At 49.6% G+C, this 17,794-nt stretch carries 16 protein-coding genes and 2 tRNA genes; 1 reads left to right on the top strand and 17 read right to left on the bottom strand.

Annotated features, from left to right (window positions below; all coding sequences use genetic code 11):
* Positions 1-334: 334 nt before the first annotated feature.
* The 15 genes from BLQ36_RS05665 to BLQ36_RS05595 form a co-directional block, all read right to left on the bottom strand.
* Positions 335-411, bottom strand: a tRNA-Met gene (locus BLQ36_RS05665).
* Between the two features lie 4 nt (positions 412-415).
* A tRNA-Tyr gene (locus BLQ36_RS05660) sits at positions 416-501 on the bottom strand.
* 73 nt (positions 502-574) lie between these two features.
* A complete protein-coding gene (gene ftsZ, locus BLQ36_RS05655; protein WP_143558681.1) occupies positions 575-1,681 on the bottom strand; it encodes a cell division protein FtsZ in 1,107 nt (368 codons plus the stop codon).
* 156 nt (positions 1,682-1,837) lie between these two features.
* Positions 1,838-2,653 carry a cell division protein FtsQ/DivIB gene (locus BLQ36_RS05650; protein ID WP_081342231.1) on the bottom strand — a complete coding sequence of 272 codons (816 nt, stop codon included), beginning with the start codon at positions 2,651-2,653 and terminating at the stop codon, positions 1,838-1,840.
* Positions 2,654-2,727: 74 nt separating this feature from the next.
* Positions 2,728-3,666: a D-alanine--D-alanine ligase family protein gene (locus BLQ36_RS05645; RefSeq protein ID WP_074514495.1), complete on the bottom strand. Its 939-nt coding sequence runs from the start codon at positions 3,664-3,666 to the stop codon at positions 2,728-2,730.
* A 26-nt stretch (positions 3,667-3,692) separates the two neighbouring features.
* A complete protein-coding gene (gene murC, locus BLQ36_RS05640; RefSeq protein WP_074514493.1) occupies positions 3,693-5,084 on the bottom strand; it encodes a UDP-N-acetylmuramate--L-alanine ligase in 1,392 nt (463 codons plus the stop codon).
* Between the two features lie 14 nt (positions 5,085-5,098).
* Positions 5,099-6,211 carry an undecaprenyldiphospho-muramoylpentapeptide beta-N-acetylglucosaminyltransferase gene (gene murG / locus BLQ36_RS05635; RefSeq protein ID WP_074514492.1) on the bottom strand — a complete coding sequence of 371 codons (1,113 nt, stop codon included), beginning with the start codon at positions 6,209-6,211 and terminating at the stop codon, positions 5,099-5,101.
* 14 nt (positions 6,212-6,225) lie between these two features.
* On the bottom strand, positions 6,226-7,587 hold the full coding sequence (murD, locus tag BLQ36_RS05630; RefSeq protein WP_074514522.1) for a UDP-N-acetylmuramoyl-L-alanine--D-glutamate ligase: 1,362 nt from the start codon (positions 7,585-7,587) through the stop codon (positions 6,226-6,228).
* 50 nt (positions 7,588-7,637) lie between these two features.
* Positions 7,638-8,591 (bottom strand): phospho-N-acetylmuramoyl-pentapeptide-transferase, encoded by a 954-nt coding sequence (mraY, locus tag BLQ36_RS05625; RefSeq protein ID WP_074514490.1) that lies wholly within the window; start codon positions 8,589-8,591, stop codon positions 7,638-7,640.
* 30 nt (positions 8,592-8,621) lie between these two features.
* Positions 8,622-9,995, bottom strand: coding sequence for a UDP-N-acetylmuramoyl-tripeptide--D-alanyl-D-alanine ligase (locus tag BLQ36_RS05620; protein ID WP_074514488.1), 1,374 nt, complete (start codon positions 9,993-9,995; stop codon positions 8,622-8,624).
* The gene (locus BLQ36_RS05615; RefSeq protein WP_074514487.1) at positions 9,995-11,491 is read right to left on the bottom strand and encodes a UDP-N-acetylmuramoyl-L-alanyl-D-glutamate--2,6-diaminopimelate ligase; all 1,497 of its coding nucleotides are present in this window, start codon (positions 11,489-11,491) and stop codon (positions 9,995-9,997) included. The genes BLQ36_RS05620 and BLQ36_RS05615 overlap by 1 nt, the downstream gene beginning before the upstream one ends.
* Before the next feature lie 169 nt (positions 11,492-11,660).
* The gene (locus BLQ36_RS05610) at positions 11,661-12,035 is read right to left on the bottom strand and encodes a cell division protein FtsL (RefSeq protein WP_074514485.1); all 375 of its coding nucleotides are present in this window, start codon (positions 12,033-12,035) and stop codon (positions 11,661-11,663) included.
* Positions 12,035-12,997 carry a 16S rRNA (cytosine(1402)-N(4))-methyltransferase RsmH gene (gene rsmH / locus BLQ36_RS05605; RefSeq protein ID WP_074514483.1) on the bottom strand — a complete coding sequence of 321 codons (963 nt, stop codon included), beginning with the start codon at positions 12,995-12,997 and terminating at the stop codon, positions 12,035-12,037. Before rsmH ends, BLQ36_RS05610 begins: the two co-directional genes overlap by 1 nt.
* Positions 12,998-13,039: 42 nt before the next feature.
* Positions 13,040-13,477: a division/cell wall cluster transcriptional repressor MraZ gene (mraZ, locus tag BLQ36_RS05600; RefSeq protein WP_074514482.1), complete on the bottom strand. Its 438-nt coding sequence runs from the start codon at positions 13,475-13,477 to the stop codon at positions 13,040-13,042.
* A 234-nt stretch (positions 13,478-13,711) separates the two neighbouring features.
* A complete protein-coding gene (locus BLQ36_RS05595) occupies positions 13,712-14,539 on the bottom strand; it encodes a polysaccharide deacetylase family protein (RefSeq protein WP_074514521.1) in 828 nt (275 codons plus the stop codon).
* A 202-nt stretch (positions 14,540-14,741) separates the two neighbouring features.
* On the opposite strand from BLQ36_RS05595, the gene BLQ36_RS05590 reads away from it, so the two are divergent.
* A complete protein-coding gene (locus BLQ36_RS05590; protein ID WP_074514480.1) occupies positions 14,742-14,945 on the top strand; it encodes a DUF1858 domain-containing protein in 204 nt (67 codons plus the stop codon).
* A gap of 60 nt (positions 14,946-15,005) precedes the next feature.
* Here the strand turns inward: BLQ36_RS05590 and BLQ36_RS05585 are convergent, their stop codons facing one another.
* On the bottom strand, positions 15,006-16,721 hold the full coding sequence (locus BLQ36_RS05585; RefSeq protein ID WP_074514479.1) for a proline--tRNA ligase: 1,716 nt from the start codon (positions 16,719-16,721) through the stop codon (positions 15,006-15,008).
* Entirely contained in the window at positions 16,718-17,791 is a 1,074-nt protein-coding gene (ispG, locus tag BLQ36_RS05580) for a flavodoxin-dependent (E)-4-hydroxy-3-methylbut-2-enyl-diphosphate synthase (protein ID WP_074514477.1), read from the bottom strand. The genes BLQ36_RS05585 and ispG overlap by 4 nt, the downstream gene beginning before the upstream one ends.
* Positions 17,792-17,794 lie beyond the last annotated feature (3 nt).

Raw genomic sequence — 17,794 nt, 5'->3', positions numbered from 1 at the left:
TTAACATCTGGCTTAAATCATGTTGCATGATTTCATTTTACATTGTTTAGTTTTCAGAGAACAATCTCTGTCGCTCATTTCAGCGACTCATTTATTGTATCGCATCGATTTGTTTCTGTCAAGAACTTTTTTAAATTCTTTTCGAAGCTTTTCAGAGAAACAATCGCATCCGTTTTGCCAATCAAGGTCTGAAGCTTTTGTTTCGCCGTATCTCTCAGCGACTTGTATTATGTTACACGTTTTATTATAAATTGTCAACACCTTTTTTGAACTAATTACATTTTTTAAAAAATAAAAAGCGCACCACTTACGTGATGCGCTTACTGATTGCAAATGGTGGCGGCGAAGAGATTTGAACTCCTGACACTGCGGGTATGAACCGCATGCTCTAGCCAACTGAGCTACGCCGCCATAATGGTGGGCAGGGATGGATTCGAACCATCGTAATCCGAAGATGACAGATTTACAGTCTGTTCCCTTTAACCACTCGGGCACCTACCCATATGCAATTAACAAGTGTTAAGAACAAGATATATTATATCTGCTCTTAACGTTCTTGTCAACTGTTTTTTTATTATTTTCGACGCATCCAGACCGGAATGTCGATAAAGTCTGGAGCTGGTGCAGCAGGCTGAGCTTCTGCCGTTTTATCCGTTACATCTGTTGCCGCAGGAATCGTACTTGCTGCCGGCTGAACGGGAGTCTGTACGCCAATTTCTTCTGGCGCATCAAAACCAGTGGCAATAACTGTAACGCGTACAGTATCACCCATGGTATTATCAACGGCAGCACCCCAGATAATATTTGCCTGGCTGTCAGCAGCTTCCTCAATAGAATTCGACGCCTCGGTAACCTCAAACATGCTGAGATTCTCTTCCGCACCGGTAACGTTAAGTAAGATACCACGAGCACCATCGATGCTGGTTTCCAGCAACGGCGATGCAATAGCCGCCTTAGCAGCCTCTACCGCTGCATTTTCACCGGAAGCTTCACCAATACCCATCAGGGCAGAGCCAGCATTGCTCATGATATTCTTCACGTCAGCAAAGTCAAGGTTAATAAGCCCCGGCAATGCAATAAGGTCTGCAATACCTTTTACGCCCTGGCGCAACACATCATCTGCAATGCTGAAAGCCTGCGTAATCGGCGTCTTTTTATCAACCACCTGCATCAGACGGTCATTGGGAATCGTAATAATCGTATCCACATGTTTTTTTAGATTTGCAATACCAGACTCTGCATTGCGGCGGCGCTTCATTCCCTCAAATGAGAACGGACGCGTCACAACGCCTACTGTCAACGCACCAATTTCACGGGCACACTCTGCTACTACCGGAGCAGCACCAGTACCTGTTCCACCGCCCATACCAGCAGTTACGAATACCATATCTGCACCACGGAGTGCTTCCAAAATATCGTCGCGGCTTTCCTCAGCAGCCTTCTGCCCAATCTCTGGCTGAGCACCTGCACCAAGACCACGGGTGAGTTTTTCACCAATCTGCATCCGTTTCGGTGCCAAAGACTTCATCAAAGCCTGCGCATCAGTATTTACAGCAATAAATTCTACGCCCTGAAGGCCAAGATTAATCATGCGGTTGACTGCATTGCTGCCACCACCGCCAACACCGATTACTTTAATTGTAGCCAATTGATCCAGGCCATTATCATCCAATTCAAACACTGCATTAACCCCCATGACGATTATATTCTATAATGCGGTTATCTTACCACATTTGCCAATCTGCACAATTATACTGTTTTATTTTATCATTATTTTGCATTGAATTCCATAGCTTTTCCGAAAAAACTTCCAGAATTCCCACTAAACAAGGTATATTTACTGCGCATTCGCATTGACAACAGTCTCTTTTTCTGTTGGCATGTGCTTCAGCCGAATAAAGGGGGCGGTATAACTGAAATCCACATATTCGATGGGATGGCGGCTATTGGGAAGGTTATCGAGAAACTCCTGGGTTAGTTTTGCCTTTTCTTCCATTCGATCCATGTTTCCCAAGCGTATCTGAACCGAGTTTGTCGTATAGGCAGTTATCTGTTCCGGATTGGTCATATTAATTTCCGAAATCTGGTTAAGGGCATCCGCATTCAGTCTCTGCAGAAACATGAGGATTTGCGCCACCCGCTCATCTTTATTGTCATCCCCAATATACAAATCATGCAAGGTCGTTCCCGTTATCAAAGGGATTGGCATTTTATGAAGAGACCGATAGCTATGAATTACTTTTCCCTGCCGGTCAAAATCAATATAGCCATAATCGCATATTGCCGTTGCCACCGGCACCCGTTCGGTGATATCAATCTCAATCGTATCCGGCAGCCGTCTGCGAACCACCGCTGATTCAATGCGCAGGTCATGCATGAGATTTTGCGTAATCTCATCGGTTTTCAGCTGAAAAAGCGGTCTGCCCTTCTGGATTCTGCCAATATCCATAACATCATCGCTGCTTAAATATGCATTGCCATTGAGAATCAGCCGCTGAAAGGTAAACAAAGGCGAATAGATGGCAATCCCCATTATGCTTCCACATATGAGCAGAAATAAAAGACCTTTGATAATTCGCCGTGGACTGCGGCGAACTTTTCGATTGACCGTCACGGGCTGTGGTTCTAGTTGTTCATGTTCCCTTTCTTCCATTACTTTCACTTCCTTCCTCTGTTAGAAATAAACCGGACAGGTGATATCCTGTCCGGCATGGTCCGGCAAGCGGCTTATTTTTTGAAACCGGCCATTTCCAAAATGCGTTCGCAAAGCTCCGGGAACTCAACCCCCATTGCCCGAGCAGCATCTGGAACCAAGGAAAGTTCCGTCATGCCCGGAACGGAATTGACTTCAATTACATAGGGTTTCTCATCAGTTCCCAGCATCATGTCAACCCGTGCTACCCCACGGCATCCGCAAGCCGTAAAGGTTTTGATAGCCAATTCCTGAATTTCTTTCGTCTTGGCATCCGATACCGGCATGGGAATAATATGCGTCGAAGCACCTTTGGTGTATTTGCTTTCGTAATCATATCGGCCAGAGGTAGTCGTAATCTCAATGATTGGGAATGCTTCTTTGGCTTCATCGTCGCCCCAAACGGCAACAGTCAGCTCACGCCCCTTAATAAATTCCTCTACCAGGACTTCATCGTTATAGGAAAAGGCTTCCTGTAAAGACTTTTCCAGCTCGTCATGATTCTGAACGATATAGACACCGATACTTGACCCCTGGGAAGCAGCTTTAACCACTACCGGCCAGGAAAAGTTTTTCTCGATTTCCTCTACCAGATTGTGTTTCATCTCAAAGGCATGGAAGGTCTGGGAGCGCGGCGTCGATATGCCCTCAGCCAAAAATACCCGCTTGGAGGCTGCCTTATCCATAGTTACAGCCGAAGCCAGGACCCCAGAGCCCGTATAAGGAATTCCCAGCATATCCAGCGTTCCCTGAATCATGCCATCCTCACCAAATTTGCCATGAATGGCATTAAATACAATAGCACAGCCGCTCTTGCGGATATCTTCGGCAAAAGTCGTCGGATTGAGTTCCATCCCCTCGGCATTATAGCCCTTGGACTGAAGTGCCTTCAAGATGGCCGTCCCCGTCTGACGGGAAATCTCTGCCTCCGTGGAGGTTCCGCCCATAACAACAACAATTTTATCCTGATTCATTTGAATGTATTCTCCTTTAACCTCGATTACTTTTCCAACATCTCAACGAGTTCTTCTCCCGTCTTATAGATATCGCCTGCGCCCATTGTGATAACCAAATCCCCATCTTTGACTTCCTCTTTGAGGTGCGCTGCCACTTTTTCGCGCTGGGGCAGATAGATTACGTCTTGGCCGGACTGACGACGAACTTCCTTCAGGATCGTCTCACCATCTACCCCTTCAATGGGGCTCTCGCCAGCTGCATAGATATCCGTAAGAATCAAAAGGTCTGCCGATACAAAGGCCTTGCCAAACTCCTCATGCAAAAGCTGAGTGCGGGAATAACGATGGGGCTGGAAAGCACAAATCAAGCGGCCCGGTTTCGTTTCCTTGGCAGCCTTAAGCGTTGCGGCAATTTCCGTCGGATGATGGGCATAATCATCCACAACCCATACACCATTGACACGTCCCTTCGTCTGAAAACGGCGCTTAGCGCCATGGAAGGCGGCCAAGCCTGCAGCCATCTGCTCGAAGGGAACCCCCATGGTAAGACCAGTTACAATGCAGGCCATGGCATCCAGCACATTGTGACGTCCCGGAATATTGAGGGAAATATGCCCCAGTTCCTCTTCCCCATGAACCACATCAAAACAGATTCCCTTGCCGCCAGTTTTGATATTGACAGCACGATAATCCGCCTCATGATCAATGGCATAGGTGTAATATTTGCGGTCTACCGTTTTGGCGATATTGCGCAGGTTTTCGTTATCAAAGCAGAGTACCGCATACCCAGTCTCTTTGTCCACATTCTGGATAAACTGACGAAAGGCCTTAATGATGTTTTCCATCGTACCATAGTGGTCCATATGATCATCTTCCACATTGGTTACCACCGCAATATGAGGACGAAGTTTCAGGAAGGAGCCATCGCTTTCATCGGCTTCCGATGCCAGATATTCACTTTCCCCAAGTTTTGCATTGGTACCCAGGTCTGGAACCTCACCACCGACAATTACCGTCGGGGAAACGCCTGCATGGGTAAGGGATACCCCCAGCATCGAAGTGGTAGTAGTCTTACCATGTGCACCAGCAACGGCAATGCCCTTGTATTCATTTACCAGGGCTGCGTTGATATCCGAACGATGGAGCTTGGTAATGCCCAAGTCACGGGCTGCCAGTACCTCTGGATTGTCATAGGGAATTGCCGTCGATACGACAATCGCATCAACGCCCTTGACATTTTCCCCCTTCTGGCCTCCCAGCATAACCTTGACGCCAAGCTTGCGCAGATTTTCAATCACCTGAGAATCTTCCCGGTCAGAACCAGATACCTCATAACCAAGTTCTGCCATAATCTTTGCCAGTGGGCTCATACCAGCTCCACCGATACCAACAAAATGAATCTTTTTGATATCTTTAAGCTCTTTCAGCTGTTTCATCAATCTTTCTCCCCTCATGAACGATTCGCAAGTTCCAGTACGAGATCGGCAATGTCTGCTGCCGCCTGAGGACGTCCCATTTGGCGGCTGGCCTCTGCCATCGCCGCTAATTTATCCTCTTCACTCAAAAGTTCTGCCAGAACGGAACTGAGCCGTTCACTGGTCAATTCTTTATTGAGAATCATCCTGGCTGCTCCAGCTTCTTCTAATGCTCTTGCATTGTGCTCCTGATGGTTCTCAGCCGCATATGGATAAGGAACCAGAATCGATGGAATTCCCCGGGCCGTGAGCTCTGCCAATCCAGTGGCACCGGCACGGAATACGGCCAAGTCTGCCACAGCCATAGCCTTTGGCATATCGTAAAGATAGGGTCGAACCTTAATATGTTCCACTGCCTCCAGGTCAAGACCGGCTTGAGTCAAGCGCTGAACAACATCTTCATACTCGTTCTTTCCCGTAACATGCAAATACTGTACCTCAGGATGAGCAGCAGCTTGCACCAGTACATCAATCATGGCGCGATTGATGGCCCGGGCACCGCGGCTGCCGCCAGACACCAATACCGTCTTGCGCTTCGGGTCAAAACCGAATTCGGCGGCCCCTTCTTCCCGCAGGGCCGTCATGACTTCGCTGCGGATGGGATTGCCCGTGCAAAGGACCTTTTCGGCGGGAAAGTGCTTCATCGCTTCCTCGGTCCCCGCTGCAATCTTCGAAACGAATTTGGCCAAGATTTTGTTGGTAATTCCCGGGACAACATTCTGCTCCTGAATCAATGTCGGCACGTGCATAAGGCTTGCTGCCAGCAAAATCGGGCCGCAGACGTAACCGCCAGTTCCCACCACCACGTCTGGGCGGAAATCGCGGACAATCTTCGCCGCTTTTGCCACTCCGGCCATGGCTTTGCCGGCACGAATCAGATTAGCTGGCGTCAAATGACGTTCAAAGCCCTGAATGTCCACCGTTGCAAAGGGCAATCCTTCCTTGGGAATGATATCGGCCTCTAATCCCCGGGTCGTTCCCACATAGAGGAAATTCGCCTCGGGATATTTCTGCTGTATCGTGCGGATAATCGTGATAGCCGGATAGATATGTCCACCCGTTCCGCCACCAGATACAATAATATTCAAAATAAGAACCCCTTTTATAAATTATTTACCAGGCGCTTGAAGTCGCGGCCACGCTGCGCCATTCCATCATACATATCAAAACTTGCACAAGCCGGTGAAAGCAGGACCACCTGCGGAGCTTTTGCCAGAGCATGTGCTTTTTCCACTGCCTTTTCCATGGAGAACCCTACCCGATGAATGTGCTCGGCCGGATAACCATTTTTAAGAGCCTCCTGCTCAAAGCGCTCAGCGGCTGCACCGAGCAGCACCAAATCCGAAACGCGTTTTTTGCACAGCTGCATGAAATCCGTAAGATCCGTAAGTTTATCGTCACCGCCTGCCAAGAGCACAATGCCATGCTCAAAAGTCTCCAAAGCCTTGATGGCAGAATCCGTGTTAGTTGCCTTAGAATCATTATAATAGGCCACACCATCTACATCACGGACATATTCAATGCGGTGTTCAACCCCACGGAATTCCTTGAGAACATGAACCATGGCTTGCGGCTCACAACCGGCCAAGAAGGCCGAAGCCACCGCCGCCAAAGCATTCTCCACGTTGTGACCGCCCTTGATGCCCAAATCCTTAACGGGGCAAAGCTGATGCTCCTGCCCTGACCAACGAATTACTAACTGGCCATCCCGGACAAAGGCACCCTCCGCCAGCTCTTCCCGGCGGCTGAAATAGCAAACTTTCGCCTTAGCTCTAGCCTTCATGCCACGGGTCTGCTCGTCATCGTAATTGAGCACCAGAAAATCCTCTTCGGTCTGCTGCGCAAACATTTTCTCCTTCATCTGTTGGTAGACTTCCATGGAACCATGACGCACAATATGGTCCGGCGTTACATTAAGCACCGCCGCAACATGCGGATGAAAATCCTTCGTGATTTCCATCTGATAGCTCGATATCTCAGCGGCAATGCAGCCGCCCTTGCCAACGCGAAGCACTTCTTCGGAAAGCGGGACACCGATATTACCACCCACACCTACCGGATTGTAATGGGTTGCCAACAGCAGCCCCAACAGCGTAACCGTGGTGGTCTTGCCATTTGTCCCCGTCACCGCACAAATGGGGGATTCGGCCAACTCATAGGCCAGCTCTACTTCGGTAAGCACGCGGATTTTGCGGGCATAAGCTGCCTGAATAAGCGGAATTCGCTCGGGAACGGCCGGCGATACCATCACCCAGTCTACATCATCCAGCAGACTTTCCTGCTGGAGACCAAATACCAGTTCAATCCCTTTATCCCGAAGTTCTTGGAAATCGTATGAAATATCTTTTTCCTCTTTAGCATCGCTGAGCACTACCTCTGCTCCAAAGGACTTGACCAATTTAGCCGAAGCAAAACCGCTGATGCCGGCACCGATTACCAGTACTTTCTTTCCCGAAAGATCCATAACCACGAAGAAATCCCCCTCAATGAATTCTTATGAACTCGAATGAACAATTACAGCATGCAAAGGCCCGCAATACCTGCCAAGAGCCCTACTGCCCAGAATACGAATACAACCTTCCACTCAGACCATCCACCCAGTTCAAAGTGATGATGAATGGGGCTCATGCGGAACACACGCTTGCCCGTAGACTTGAAGGAGATAACCTGGATGATAACCGAAAGGGCCTCACAGACAAAAATCAAGCCGACGACAGCCAGCAAAACTTCTGTATGTGTCAAAATACCGACTGCTGCCAGAGCACCGCCCAATGCCAGGGAACCCGTATCCCCCATGAACACTTTAGCCGGATGCGCATTGAATCGCAAAAAAGCCAGGCAGGCTGCTACAACCGCAACGCAGAAAATCGCCAATTCTTTATGCCCCATATTCAGACAGATAACCGCGTAAACACTAGCAGCAATAGCCATCGTACCAGAAGCCAATCCATCGAGGCCATCGGTAAGATTTACGGCATTGGAGGTACCCACCATAACAAAGAGCAACAGGAAATAATATCCTGCTCCAATGTTGATGGAAGTGTTGGCAATCGGCAGCCATACGCTCGTATCGATTCCCAGCATGCGAGTACCGATAATCATCGTAACGACCGCAATGATAATCTGCCCTAGCATCTTCTGCTTGGCCTTAAGGCCCAGGTTGCGTTTCTTAACCACCTTGATATAGTCATCGAGAAACCCAAGTACGAAATGGCCCAAGGTGATGAAAAGCGCCAGCAGGATTTCCGTGGAGAGCGGTGCTGCCACCACCGTGCCAATCGTAATTCCCAAAATAATCATGATTCCGCCCATGGTTGGCGTACCACTTTTCGCCTGATGGCTCTTTGGCCCTTCCTCACGAATGCTCTGACCAAATTTCAGTTTATGAAGTTCGGGGATAAAGAAGGGCCCCGTCACCAATACAAAACCAGCAGCTACCACTGCCGCAATGAGTAAACTCGTTTCCACTTTGTGATTCCTCTTTCTATTTCATTTTCCTTAAAGCAGGTCGATAATTTTTTCCATCTGCATCCCGCGGGAGCCCTTGAATAAAATCGTATCGTCCGGCTGCAGAATTTCGTGAAGCCGCTGGGCAGCTTCTTCATGGGAAGTGCAGCGATATACAGTTGCAATCCCGCCAGCTTCGGCTCCATCGGCGATGTGATTTCCCATCTCACCACGGGTGATGACAGCAGCAAAATGATGCTCCGCCAGCTCCTCACCCACACGGCGATGGGCTTCCACCGATACACTGCCCAATTCTAACATATCGCCCATTACCGCAATCTTGCGGCCCTTCGTCAATTCTGAAAGGGTATTGATGGCTGCTGTCATCGACATGGGGCTGGCATTGTAGGCATCGTTCACCACATTCCAATCCTTAACTTTCTGGCACTCAAAGCGCATCTTCGTCGCTTCAAGATGCTGCAGTCCCTGGCTGATTTCCGCCGCCGTGAGCCCTAAAGCAAAGCCTGCGGCAATAGCCGCCAGGGCATTGTAGACATTGTGACGTCCCACCATCGCAATGGTATATTCGTGGCGTTCCTGCTGATACGTTACGGAAAATCGCGTCGTCTGCCCTTCCGTCTCAATGGCATCACCGCGCACATCGGCCTCCTGCTCTAGGCCGAAGGTCAGGACGTGTACTCCTGCCTTGGCCTTGTCCCGCATGCCGGCCACGTATTTATTGTCCGCGTTGAGGATAACCGTCCCCCCAGCAGGAATTGCTTCTACCAGCTCTGCCTTTGCCTTGGCAATGTTCTCCAAGGAGCCCAAAAGCTCCATATGGGTCTCGCCGACATTGGTCACAATACCAAGCTTTGGTTCCGCAATAGGGGCCATAGCCTCGATCTGATGGAACCCCCTCATGCCAATTTCTACCACAGCAGCCGTATGCTCCTTCCGGATTCCCAAAAGGGTCATCGGCAGACCGATTTCATTGTTGAAATTTGCCTGAGTTTTAAGTACCGGACCACGGGCGGACAAAACAGCTGCCGTAAGGTCCTTGGTTGTCGTCTTTCCATTCGAACCAGTGATGGCAATCACCGGAAGATCCGTAAAGCGCATACGCCAAGCATGAGCCAGCTGCTGATACGCAGTCAGCGTATCCTCCACCTGTAAAACCGTCCCCTTGCAAGCCGCCAAAATCTCCGGCGCGCAATCACGGCTTACCATTACGCCAGCAGCCCCTTTTTCCAATGCTTCGGCAGCAAAATCTTCGCCATTGAAGCGCTCACCCTTAAAAGCCAGGAAAAGGACACCCTCCGAAATCTTGCGGGTATCACTGACCAGGTCGCAGAAATTTTCTTTCTCTTTGGCATACACGGAAGCCTTCGTAATCGCCTGTACTTCCTCAAGATTAAATGCTGGCATCAGTTTCCCTCCTTGTGGGCAGCAACTGCCTCTTTCGCCACTTCCTTGTCGTCGAAATGAATGGTTTCATCCTTCAAAATCTGGTAGTTTTCGTGGCCCTTGCCTAAGATAATGACAATATCGTCGGTTTCAGCCAATTCCACTGCCCGGAAAATAGCCTCACGGCGATCCGTAATCTTCTCATGGTGCTTGCTGCCAATCGCTTCTTTCACACCGGCTTCTACTTCACTCAAGATAAATTCCGGATCCTCCGAACGGGGATTATCCGACGTGGCAATAACCACATCAGCCAGCTGCGCTGCCAAATGTCCCATAATCGGACGTTTGGTGCGGTCGCGGTCGCCACCGCAGCCAAAGACTGCAATGATTTTCTTCTTGGCAATCTGCCGCGCTGTGCGAAGCACATTCTCCACCCCATCCGGCGTATGGGCATAGTCAACGATAATGGAAAAATCCTGGCCAGCCTTTACCAGTTCAAAGCGTCCCGGCACACTGGTAAAGCCCTGCAAAACCTTCTCAATGATTTCCGGTTTGATGTTTTCCGCCAGAGCAGCGCCCACAGCCGACATGACGTTGTAGACGTTGAAAATACCCGTAATATGTAGCTTGAGAACCATCTCGCCAAAGGATTCATGATTCAGCGTGAAGTTAGCACCACTAGCCAGGACATCGACATCCGTAGCCCGCAAATCTGCTTCGCCATTAATCGCATAGGTCAGGTGGCGGCAGGATGCATGCTCTAGCATCGTCTTGCCTGCTTCATCGTCGACATTGACCACAGCGGTCTTGCCCTGTTTGACGCCCTCCCTTGATACCGCTTCAAACAATTTGGCCTTTGCCAACATATAGTTTTCCAAGGTTTTATGATAATCCAAATGATCCTGGGTAAGGTTCGTAAAAACAGCCGTATCGAATTCAATCCCCGCCACACGGTTCTGGTCCAGTGCATGGGAAGATACTTCCATAACCACATAGTCCATTCCCTTGTCACGCATAATGGCCAGTGTATGCTGGAGTTCCACTACATCCGGCGTCGTATTGTGAATCGGGAATACTTCATCTTCCATCATGATCTGGATGGTTCCGATGAGACCTACTTTATAGCCAGCTTCACGCAGGATAGCTCGGGTGATATAGCTGGTGGTAGTCTTGCCGTTGGTACCGGTTATACCAATAACCCGCATGCTGCGAGCCGGATAATCATGGAAAAAGGGCACAATCGTATCCAAGGCTGCCGTAAGGTCTTTGACCAAAAGCACGGCGATGCCCTCTGGCACCTCTACCTCTGCCCGCGTCGTGAGGATGGCCGCAGCACCGGCAGCCACTGCCTGGGGAATAAATTGGTGGCCATCCACGTGGATGCCCGGAATGCAAACGAAAAGCGTTCCCTTTTCGACCTTGCGGGAATCGTGTTCAATCCCCGTGATAACCGTTTCTTTATTGCCAATAACTTCAGCGCCCTTAACGAGCTCTGCCAGCTGATTGATAGTTTTCATCGATTTTCCTCCTCAGATTCCGCCACTCATAATTGCGGACCGTACACTATTATAAACCGTCTGGATAAAAAATAGTAGTATTTTTTCTTTCTGTATAAACGCGAAAGAAGCTGTTCACGTTGCATGACAGCCTCTTTTCTTGACAGCCGCCTGTTATGCGGCCAGGTATTTACTTTTCCTGACTGAAATACGTATGCTTAGGAACTTCCATCCCCAGCTGGTCTTGGGCAATATTTTTGATGCGTTCCGGCGATTTGAGCTTCGCAATATCAATCTTCAAGCGTTCATTCTCCTGCTCCAACGCATCAGCCTTCTGCTGCACAGCCACCAGTGCATAGCCACGGCTTGCACTGACACCGCTGCCCACCGTAACCAGCATGGCCAGAACTGCCATCGTCAAAAAAAGGATTTGGCAGTGGGATCGGGTACTCGTATCCAAAACCGTCTTAAAAAGCGGCTCCTTTGGTGCTTGTCTTAACCGTCTGTTTTCTTCCTCCACCGAAAGCACTTCTTCTACCTGTTCTTCTTCCTGTCTTGCGAGCATCAGCGATCCCCTCCTTTCTCTTGTTGCGGTAATTTCTCTGCGATTCTTAGCTTAGCGCTCTTCGAACGGGAATTGTTGGCCAATTCCTCACTGGTTGCCTGGATTGGCTTGCCAATCATGCGAATTTCTGGCTTATGGTTGCACATGCAGACGGGAAGCTCTGGCGGGCAAATGCAGCCACGGGCCATTTCCTTCAAGGTCGTCTTGGCAATGCGATCTTCCAGGGAATGGAAGGTGATGATGGCAATACGCCCCCCAGGCTTCAAATGCTTGACGGCCGTGCGGAAGGCATTCTCCAAAATGCCCAGTTCATCGTTGACTTCAATGCGAATGGCCTGAAAGATGCGCTTGGCCGGATGACCGTTTGCCGCTTGACGAACCGCTTTCGGCACGGCCTTGCAGATGATATCCACCAGCTCTCCAGTCGTCTCAACCGGTTTTGCCGCCCGCTCCTTGACGATAAACTGCGCGATGCGGCGTCCCCAGCGTTCCTCACCGTAATCATGGAAAATGCGGTCCAGATCTTTCTCACTATAGGTATTGACCACATCGTAAGCCGAAAATCCTGCTTCCGGGTCCATGCGCATATCAAGAGGCGCATCCTGCATATACGAAAACCCACGCTCCGCCGTATCAATCTGATGGGACGAAACACCAAGGTCGAACACCACACCATCCACCAGTGGAGCATTCTCTTCCTCAAGAATCGACTCCAGATTGCGGAAGTTGCTATGAACAATATCCACCTGACAGGGCGCGTCCTTCAACCGTTCCGTTGCCGCCGCAATGGCCTCTTCGTCTTGATCAATACCAATGAGACGCCCCTCCGGTTCCAACAATTCCGTAATCCTGCGGGAATGACCAGCTCCACCCAGGGTACAATCCACATAAGTTCCCTTTTTATTTGTCACGAGACCTTTTACCGTCTCCTCCAGCATCACGCTGATATGATGAAACTCCATGTTTCCTGCTCCTGACTTTTCTCTAACTTCATGAAAAATGGGTTATATTCCCAATTCCGAAAGGGAATCGGCAATCGCCGTCACATCCGGCTCCACCTCTTCATTATATTTCTGCCATTGCTCCTGACTCCATACTTCAATGCGATTATCGACACCGGTAAGCACAACATCCTGCTTTAAGGCAATCCCCGCATGGGAACGAAGATTAGCCGGAACCAGAAAACGGCCCTGCTTATCGCATTCCAGGGTTCTAGCACCAGCAAAGAAGAATCGATTGAGAGCACGGGCAGCCGGTTTCGCCATGGGCAAAGCGCGAAGTTTCGCCGCCCATTCTTCCCAGGCCTGCTGTCCATATAGGAACAAGCAGTTATCGAGACCACGGGTGATTACAAAGGTAACGCCAAGTTCCTGACGGAAATCAGCCGGCAGAATGATACGCCCTTTGGCATCGATGGAATGTACGTATTCCCCCATGAACATTCTGCCTCACCACCTTTCTGGTCTTTTAAACCACTTTCCCCCACAATTCACCACTTTTCTTCTCTCATTTATATCAAAAATCCGCCACTTTTGCAAGTCCTAGTTCACCGCCACCAGGATTTTTCCACAATTTTTTCCACAATTAATAAAAAAAACCTGTGAATAAACAGATTGATTTCACTGTTTATTCACAGGTTCTTCGTTGCCCAGCCAGTAGCCCCGCAACCATTTCTATTAGTTTTTCGTCCAGCCAAAGCGTTCAAATATGGGGGTATAACGGATGCGCTCCAGAAAATCCTTGCGCGTATCTTCGGTATGGAATATCGGCACACGCTCCAATGCATAGATATTGCTGGCTTTATCCACATTTCCATATTTGATGGTAAAGGCCGCTTTATAGCCTGCTTCCTTCACCATCTCCGCAATGTGAAGGTTATAGGTGCCCGTGGGATAAGCCATATAATCTACCGAATGGCCCAGCTCCTTTTCGGCCTTCTTCTTGGAGTCGACCAACTCCATACGAAGCTGTTCGTCCGTAAGGTCCGTCATGGATTTATGGTCAACGGTATGGGATTCGATGCTGATGCCATGCGCATCCATCTCTCTAGCCTGATCCCACGTCAAATAGTTCTTATCCTTTCCCAGGAAGCTCGTTATAACAAATATAGTTGCCTTAAACCCATATTTCTTCAAAATGGGGTACGCGTTGGTATAATTGTCTTCATAGCCATCATCAAAGGTAATCAGCACCGGATTTTCCGGAAGTTCCCCGTTTCCTGCTATGCTGTCATACAGTTCATCCGGGGAAATCGTATGATAGCCATTATCCCGAAGGTAACGCATCTGTTCATCGAAATCATCCGGGCGTACAGCCAGCGAGATAAAGGTATTGTCGATTTTATGATAATTGAGTACCATCACCTTGGTGCCCGTCTCACTGTCTGCCACCATAGTCGCCGTCATCGGCTTCTGGCCGGATATCAACACAGGAACCAGCAGCAAAAGCAAGATTGCCACCGCCCGCAGCCACCATTTTCCAGGAATTTTTCTTCTATGTTCCAACGACATCTTTCGATTCCTCACTTTCAAAGTCCTATTCATTTTAACCCGATTCAAAAGAAAATTCCAGTCCCCTTTCGATTTTTTGATGAATGTGGTTCATTATTCCTTGTATCGCCGAACCCATCTGTGCTATAATTCGGGTAATGGAAATTTCCCATCCTTGATGGGTTTTTACTAGGCTATATATAGGAGGTTATATATTATGGCAATTACCAAAGACATGAGCATTCTCGAAGTTGTTCAGAAGTACCCGGACACGGTTGATGTATTCGTTAACGCTGGTATGGGCTGCCTTGGCTGCGCTGCCGCTCATTTCGAAAACATCGAGCAGGGTGCTATGGCTCATGGCATCGATGTTGACGCTCTGGTTGAAGGTCTCAACGAGGCAGTCGGCTCTGCTGAATAATCATTCATAGCACAAAAAGCTCCATCTTACGATGGAGCTTTTTTATATGCTCGTATAACCTTAAAGGGTCTGCAAAAGTTCCTGAACTTTTGCCAGATACTCTTCCCGGCTGAAGGTAAATACTTCCCCGGTCTTACGTACCTTGACCTCAATCAAGCCTTCTTCCACAGCCTTCGGACCAACCACTACCCGCACCGGGTAGCCAATCAAATCGCAGTCTTTGAATTTGACGCCAGCGCGCTCTTTGCGGTCATCCAACAGCGTATCCATGCCAGCTTTGCGGCATTCTGCATAGATTTCTTCGGCATAGGCCAGCTGGTCATCTTTTTTCGCATTGACGGCAACGACAACCACTTCAAAGGGAGCAATGGCTCTTGGCCAAATGATGCCCTGCTCATCGTTGTTCTGCTCGATTGCCGCAGCCATGGTACGGCCAACGCCTATACCGTAGCAACCCATGTAGAGGGGCTGGGATTTCCCCTGCTCGTCCAAGAAAGTTGCCCCCATTGCTTTGGAATACTTCGTTCCCAGCGTAAATACCTGGCCAGCTTCGATACCACGAGTCATGGTCATCGGGGCTCCGCAGCGCGGGCACAGGTCGCCTTCTTTGACCATGCGCAAATCCGTAACCACTAGGCTCTGCTGCGTGAAATCCCGCTTCGGATTTACATTCTTGTAGTGGTAATCCGCTTCATTAGCACCAGCCACTGCATTGTACATGTTCATGACGGTCGGGTCCACCAGAATCAACGTGCCTTCTTTGATACCAATGGGGCTCATGAAGCCCGGGCATCCGCCCACAGCCTCGATGGCTTCGTCCTCAGCCATCCGGAGTTCCAGCGCACCTTCCACCTGATTGATGACCTTAACTTCGTTGACTTCATGGTCACCGCGAACAAAAGCCAATACCAGCTGGTCCGTATCCGTCTGATAGGCTACGGCCTTGATGGTTTTCTCCACCGGAACATTTAGATACTCCGCTACACTCTCGATGGTAGCAGCTGCCGGAGTTTCAACTTTTTCCAGCGCCAACGCTTCCTCAGAAGCGGCCTCAATCGGAGCCAGTTCAGCCTTTTCATCACTGGCGGCATAATCGCACTTCGTACAGTAGGCAATGTTGGACTCACCCGCCTCAGCCAATACGGTAAATTCATGGGAATGACCACCACCGATAGCACCGTTATCGGCTTCAACCGGACGGAATTTGAGTCCCATGCGGTTGTAGATGTTCGTATAGGCATCGTACATCTTCTGATAGGACACATTCATGCCCTCTACGTCCTTATCAAAAGAATACAAATCCTTCATGATAAATTCGCGGCTGCGCATAAGACCAAAACGCGGACGGCGTTCATCGCGGAATTTATCCTGAATCTGATAGAGCAGCAGCGGCAGCTGTTTATAACTGCTAACCTCATCCCGGACGAGGTCGGTAATCATTTCCTCATGAGTCGGGCCAAGGCAAAAATTACGGCCATGGCGGTCCTTGATGCGCATCATCTCATCGCCATAGGCAGCCCAACGGCCACTTTCTTCCCAAAGCTCCGAAGGCTGCAGAATCGGCATAGCTACTTCCTGACCGCCAGCTTCATCCATCTCCTCACGGATGATTTCCTCAATTTTGCGGATAACCCGCCAGCCCAAGGGCAGGAAAGTGTACATACCACCGGCAACCTTGCGGATCATCCCCGCACGGTACATCAGCTGATGGCTGACAATCTCGGCCTCAGCCGGCGTATTGCGAAGTGTTGGTGCATATAAATTACTTGCTCTCATTTCTGTTTACGCTCCTCCAATATTGCATCGATTTCCTTGAACAGTTCCTCCACCAGTATTTCTTCTGGTACCTTGCGGATGATTTCCCCCTTGCGGAAAATCAGGCCCTCGCCATTGCCGCCGGCAATGCCTACATCCGCTCCCCGTGCCTCGCCGGGGCCATTGACCACACAGCCCATAACAGCCACATCGATGGGATCTTTGATGGTTTCCAGCTTCTTTTCCACCTGGGCAGCAATAGCCGGCAAATCGATGCTAGTCCGGCCGCAGGTGGGGCAAGCTACCAGCGTGGGGCCATATTCTTTAAGCCCTAAGGATTTTAAAATCTCATTGGCCACCTTTACCTCAACCACCGGGTCTCCCGTCAGAGAAATCCGGAAGGTATCGCCGATGCCTTCCGCCAATAGTGCACCGATTCCTACCGCCGATTTGATAATCCCCGTATTGACCGTTCCCGCCTCGGTGATACCAAGATGCAACGGATAATCCACCGTCTCGCTCATCAAGCGATAAGCCGCTAAGGTAAGGGGCACATCGTGGGCTTTGAGGGATATTTTCATATCGTGGAAATCCAGGTCCTCCAGGATGCGAATATGCTGCATTGCCGATTCTACCAAGGCTTCTGGCGTAACCGCGCCGTACTTGGCCAGAATTTTCTTATCCAAGGAACCAGCATTGACGCCTATGCGAATGGGGATATGTTTGTTTTTGGCCGCCTGCACCACAGCCCTTACCTTCTCCTCACCGCCAATATTTCCTGGATTCAAACGCAAAGCTGAAATTCCCTGATTAATAGCCTCCAAGGCCAGCTTGTAATCAAAATGGATATCGGCTACCAGTGGCACATCAACCTGAGCAATGATATTCCCCAAATTCTTGGCCGCTTCCATATCTGGCACAGCCAGACGGACAATATCACAGCCCGCAGCCTGCAAAGCCTTAATCTGCGCCACCGTGGCCTCGGTATCCGTCGTCTTCGTATTGCACATGGACTGCACCGAAATCGGTGCGCCGCCGCCAATGGCCACGGGCCCAATATGAATCTGCCGGGTCTTTTTTCGTTTTATCATTTC

Source organism: Selenomonas sp. WCT3, assembly GCA_900100835.1.
GTDB classification, from domain to species: Bacteria; Bacillota; Negativicutes; order Selenomonadales; family Selenomonadaceae; genus Selenomonas_A; species Selenomonas_A ruminantium_E.
Note: the sequence above shows the minus strand (reverse complement) of the source record. Positions and strands in the feature narration are given on the sequence as shown.

Coding starts and splice junctions, on each gene's coding strand:
- BLQ36_RS05650 (WP_081342231.1), bottom strand. CDS start 2,653: ATGGAAGAAAGGGAACATGAACAACTAGAACCACAGCCCGTGACGGTC.
- BLQ36_RS05645 (WP_074514495.1), bottom strand. CDS start 3,666: ATGAATCAGGATAAAATTGTTGTTGTTATGGGCGGAACCTCCACGGAG.
- murC (WP_074514493.1), bottom strand. CDS start 5,084: ATGAAACAGCTGAAAGAGCTTAAAGATATCAAAAAGATTCATTTTGTT.
- murD (WP_074514522.1), bottom strand. CDS start 7,587: ATGGATCTTTCGGGAAAGAAAGTACTGGTAATCGGTGCCGGCATCAGC.
- BLQ36_RS05620 (WP_074514488.1), bottom strand. CDS start 9,995: ATGCCAGCATTTAATCTTGAGGAAGTACAGGCGATTACGAAGGCTTCC.
- BLQ36_RS05615 (WP_074514487.1), bottom strand. CDS start 11,491: ATGAAAACTATCAATCAGCTGGCAGAGCTCGTTAAGGGCGCTGAAGTT.
- BLQ36_RS05610 (WP_074514485.1), bottom strand. CDS start 12,035: ATGCTCGCAAGACAGGAAGAAGAACAGGTAGAAGAAGTGCTTTCGGTG.
- rsmH (WP_074514483.1), bottom strand. CDS start 12,997: ATGGAGTTTCATCATATCAGCGTGATGCTGGAGGAGACGGTAAAAGGT.
- mraZ (WP_074514482.1), bottom strand. CDS start 13,477: ATGTTCATGGGGGAATACGTACATTCCATCGATGCCAAAGGGCGTATC.
- BLQ36_RS05590 (WP_074514480.1), top strand. CDS start 14,742: ATGGCAATTACCAAAGACATGAGCATTCTCGAAGTTGTTCAGAAGTAC.
- BLQ36_RS05585 (WP_074514479.1), bottom strand. CDS start 16,721: ATGAGAGCAAGTAATTTATATGCACCAACACTTCGCAATACGCCGGCT.
- ispG (WP_074514477.1), bottom strand. CDS start 17,791: ATGATAAAACGAAAAAAGACCCGGCAGATTCATATTGGGCCCGTGGCC.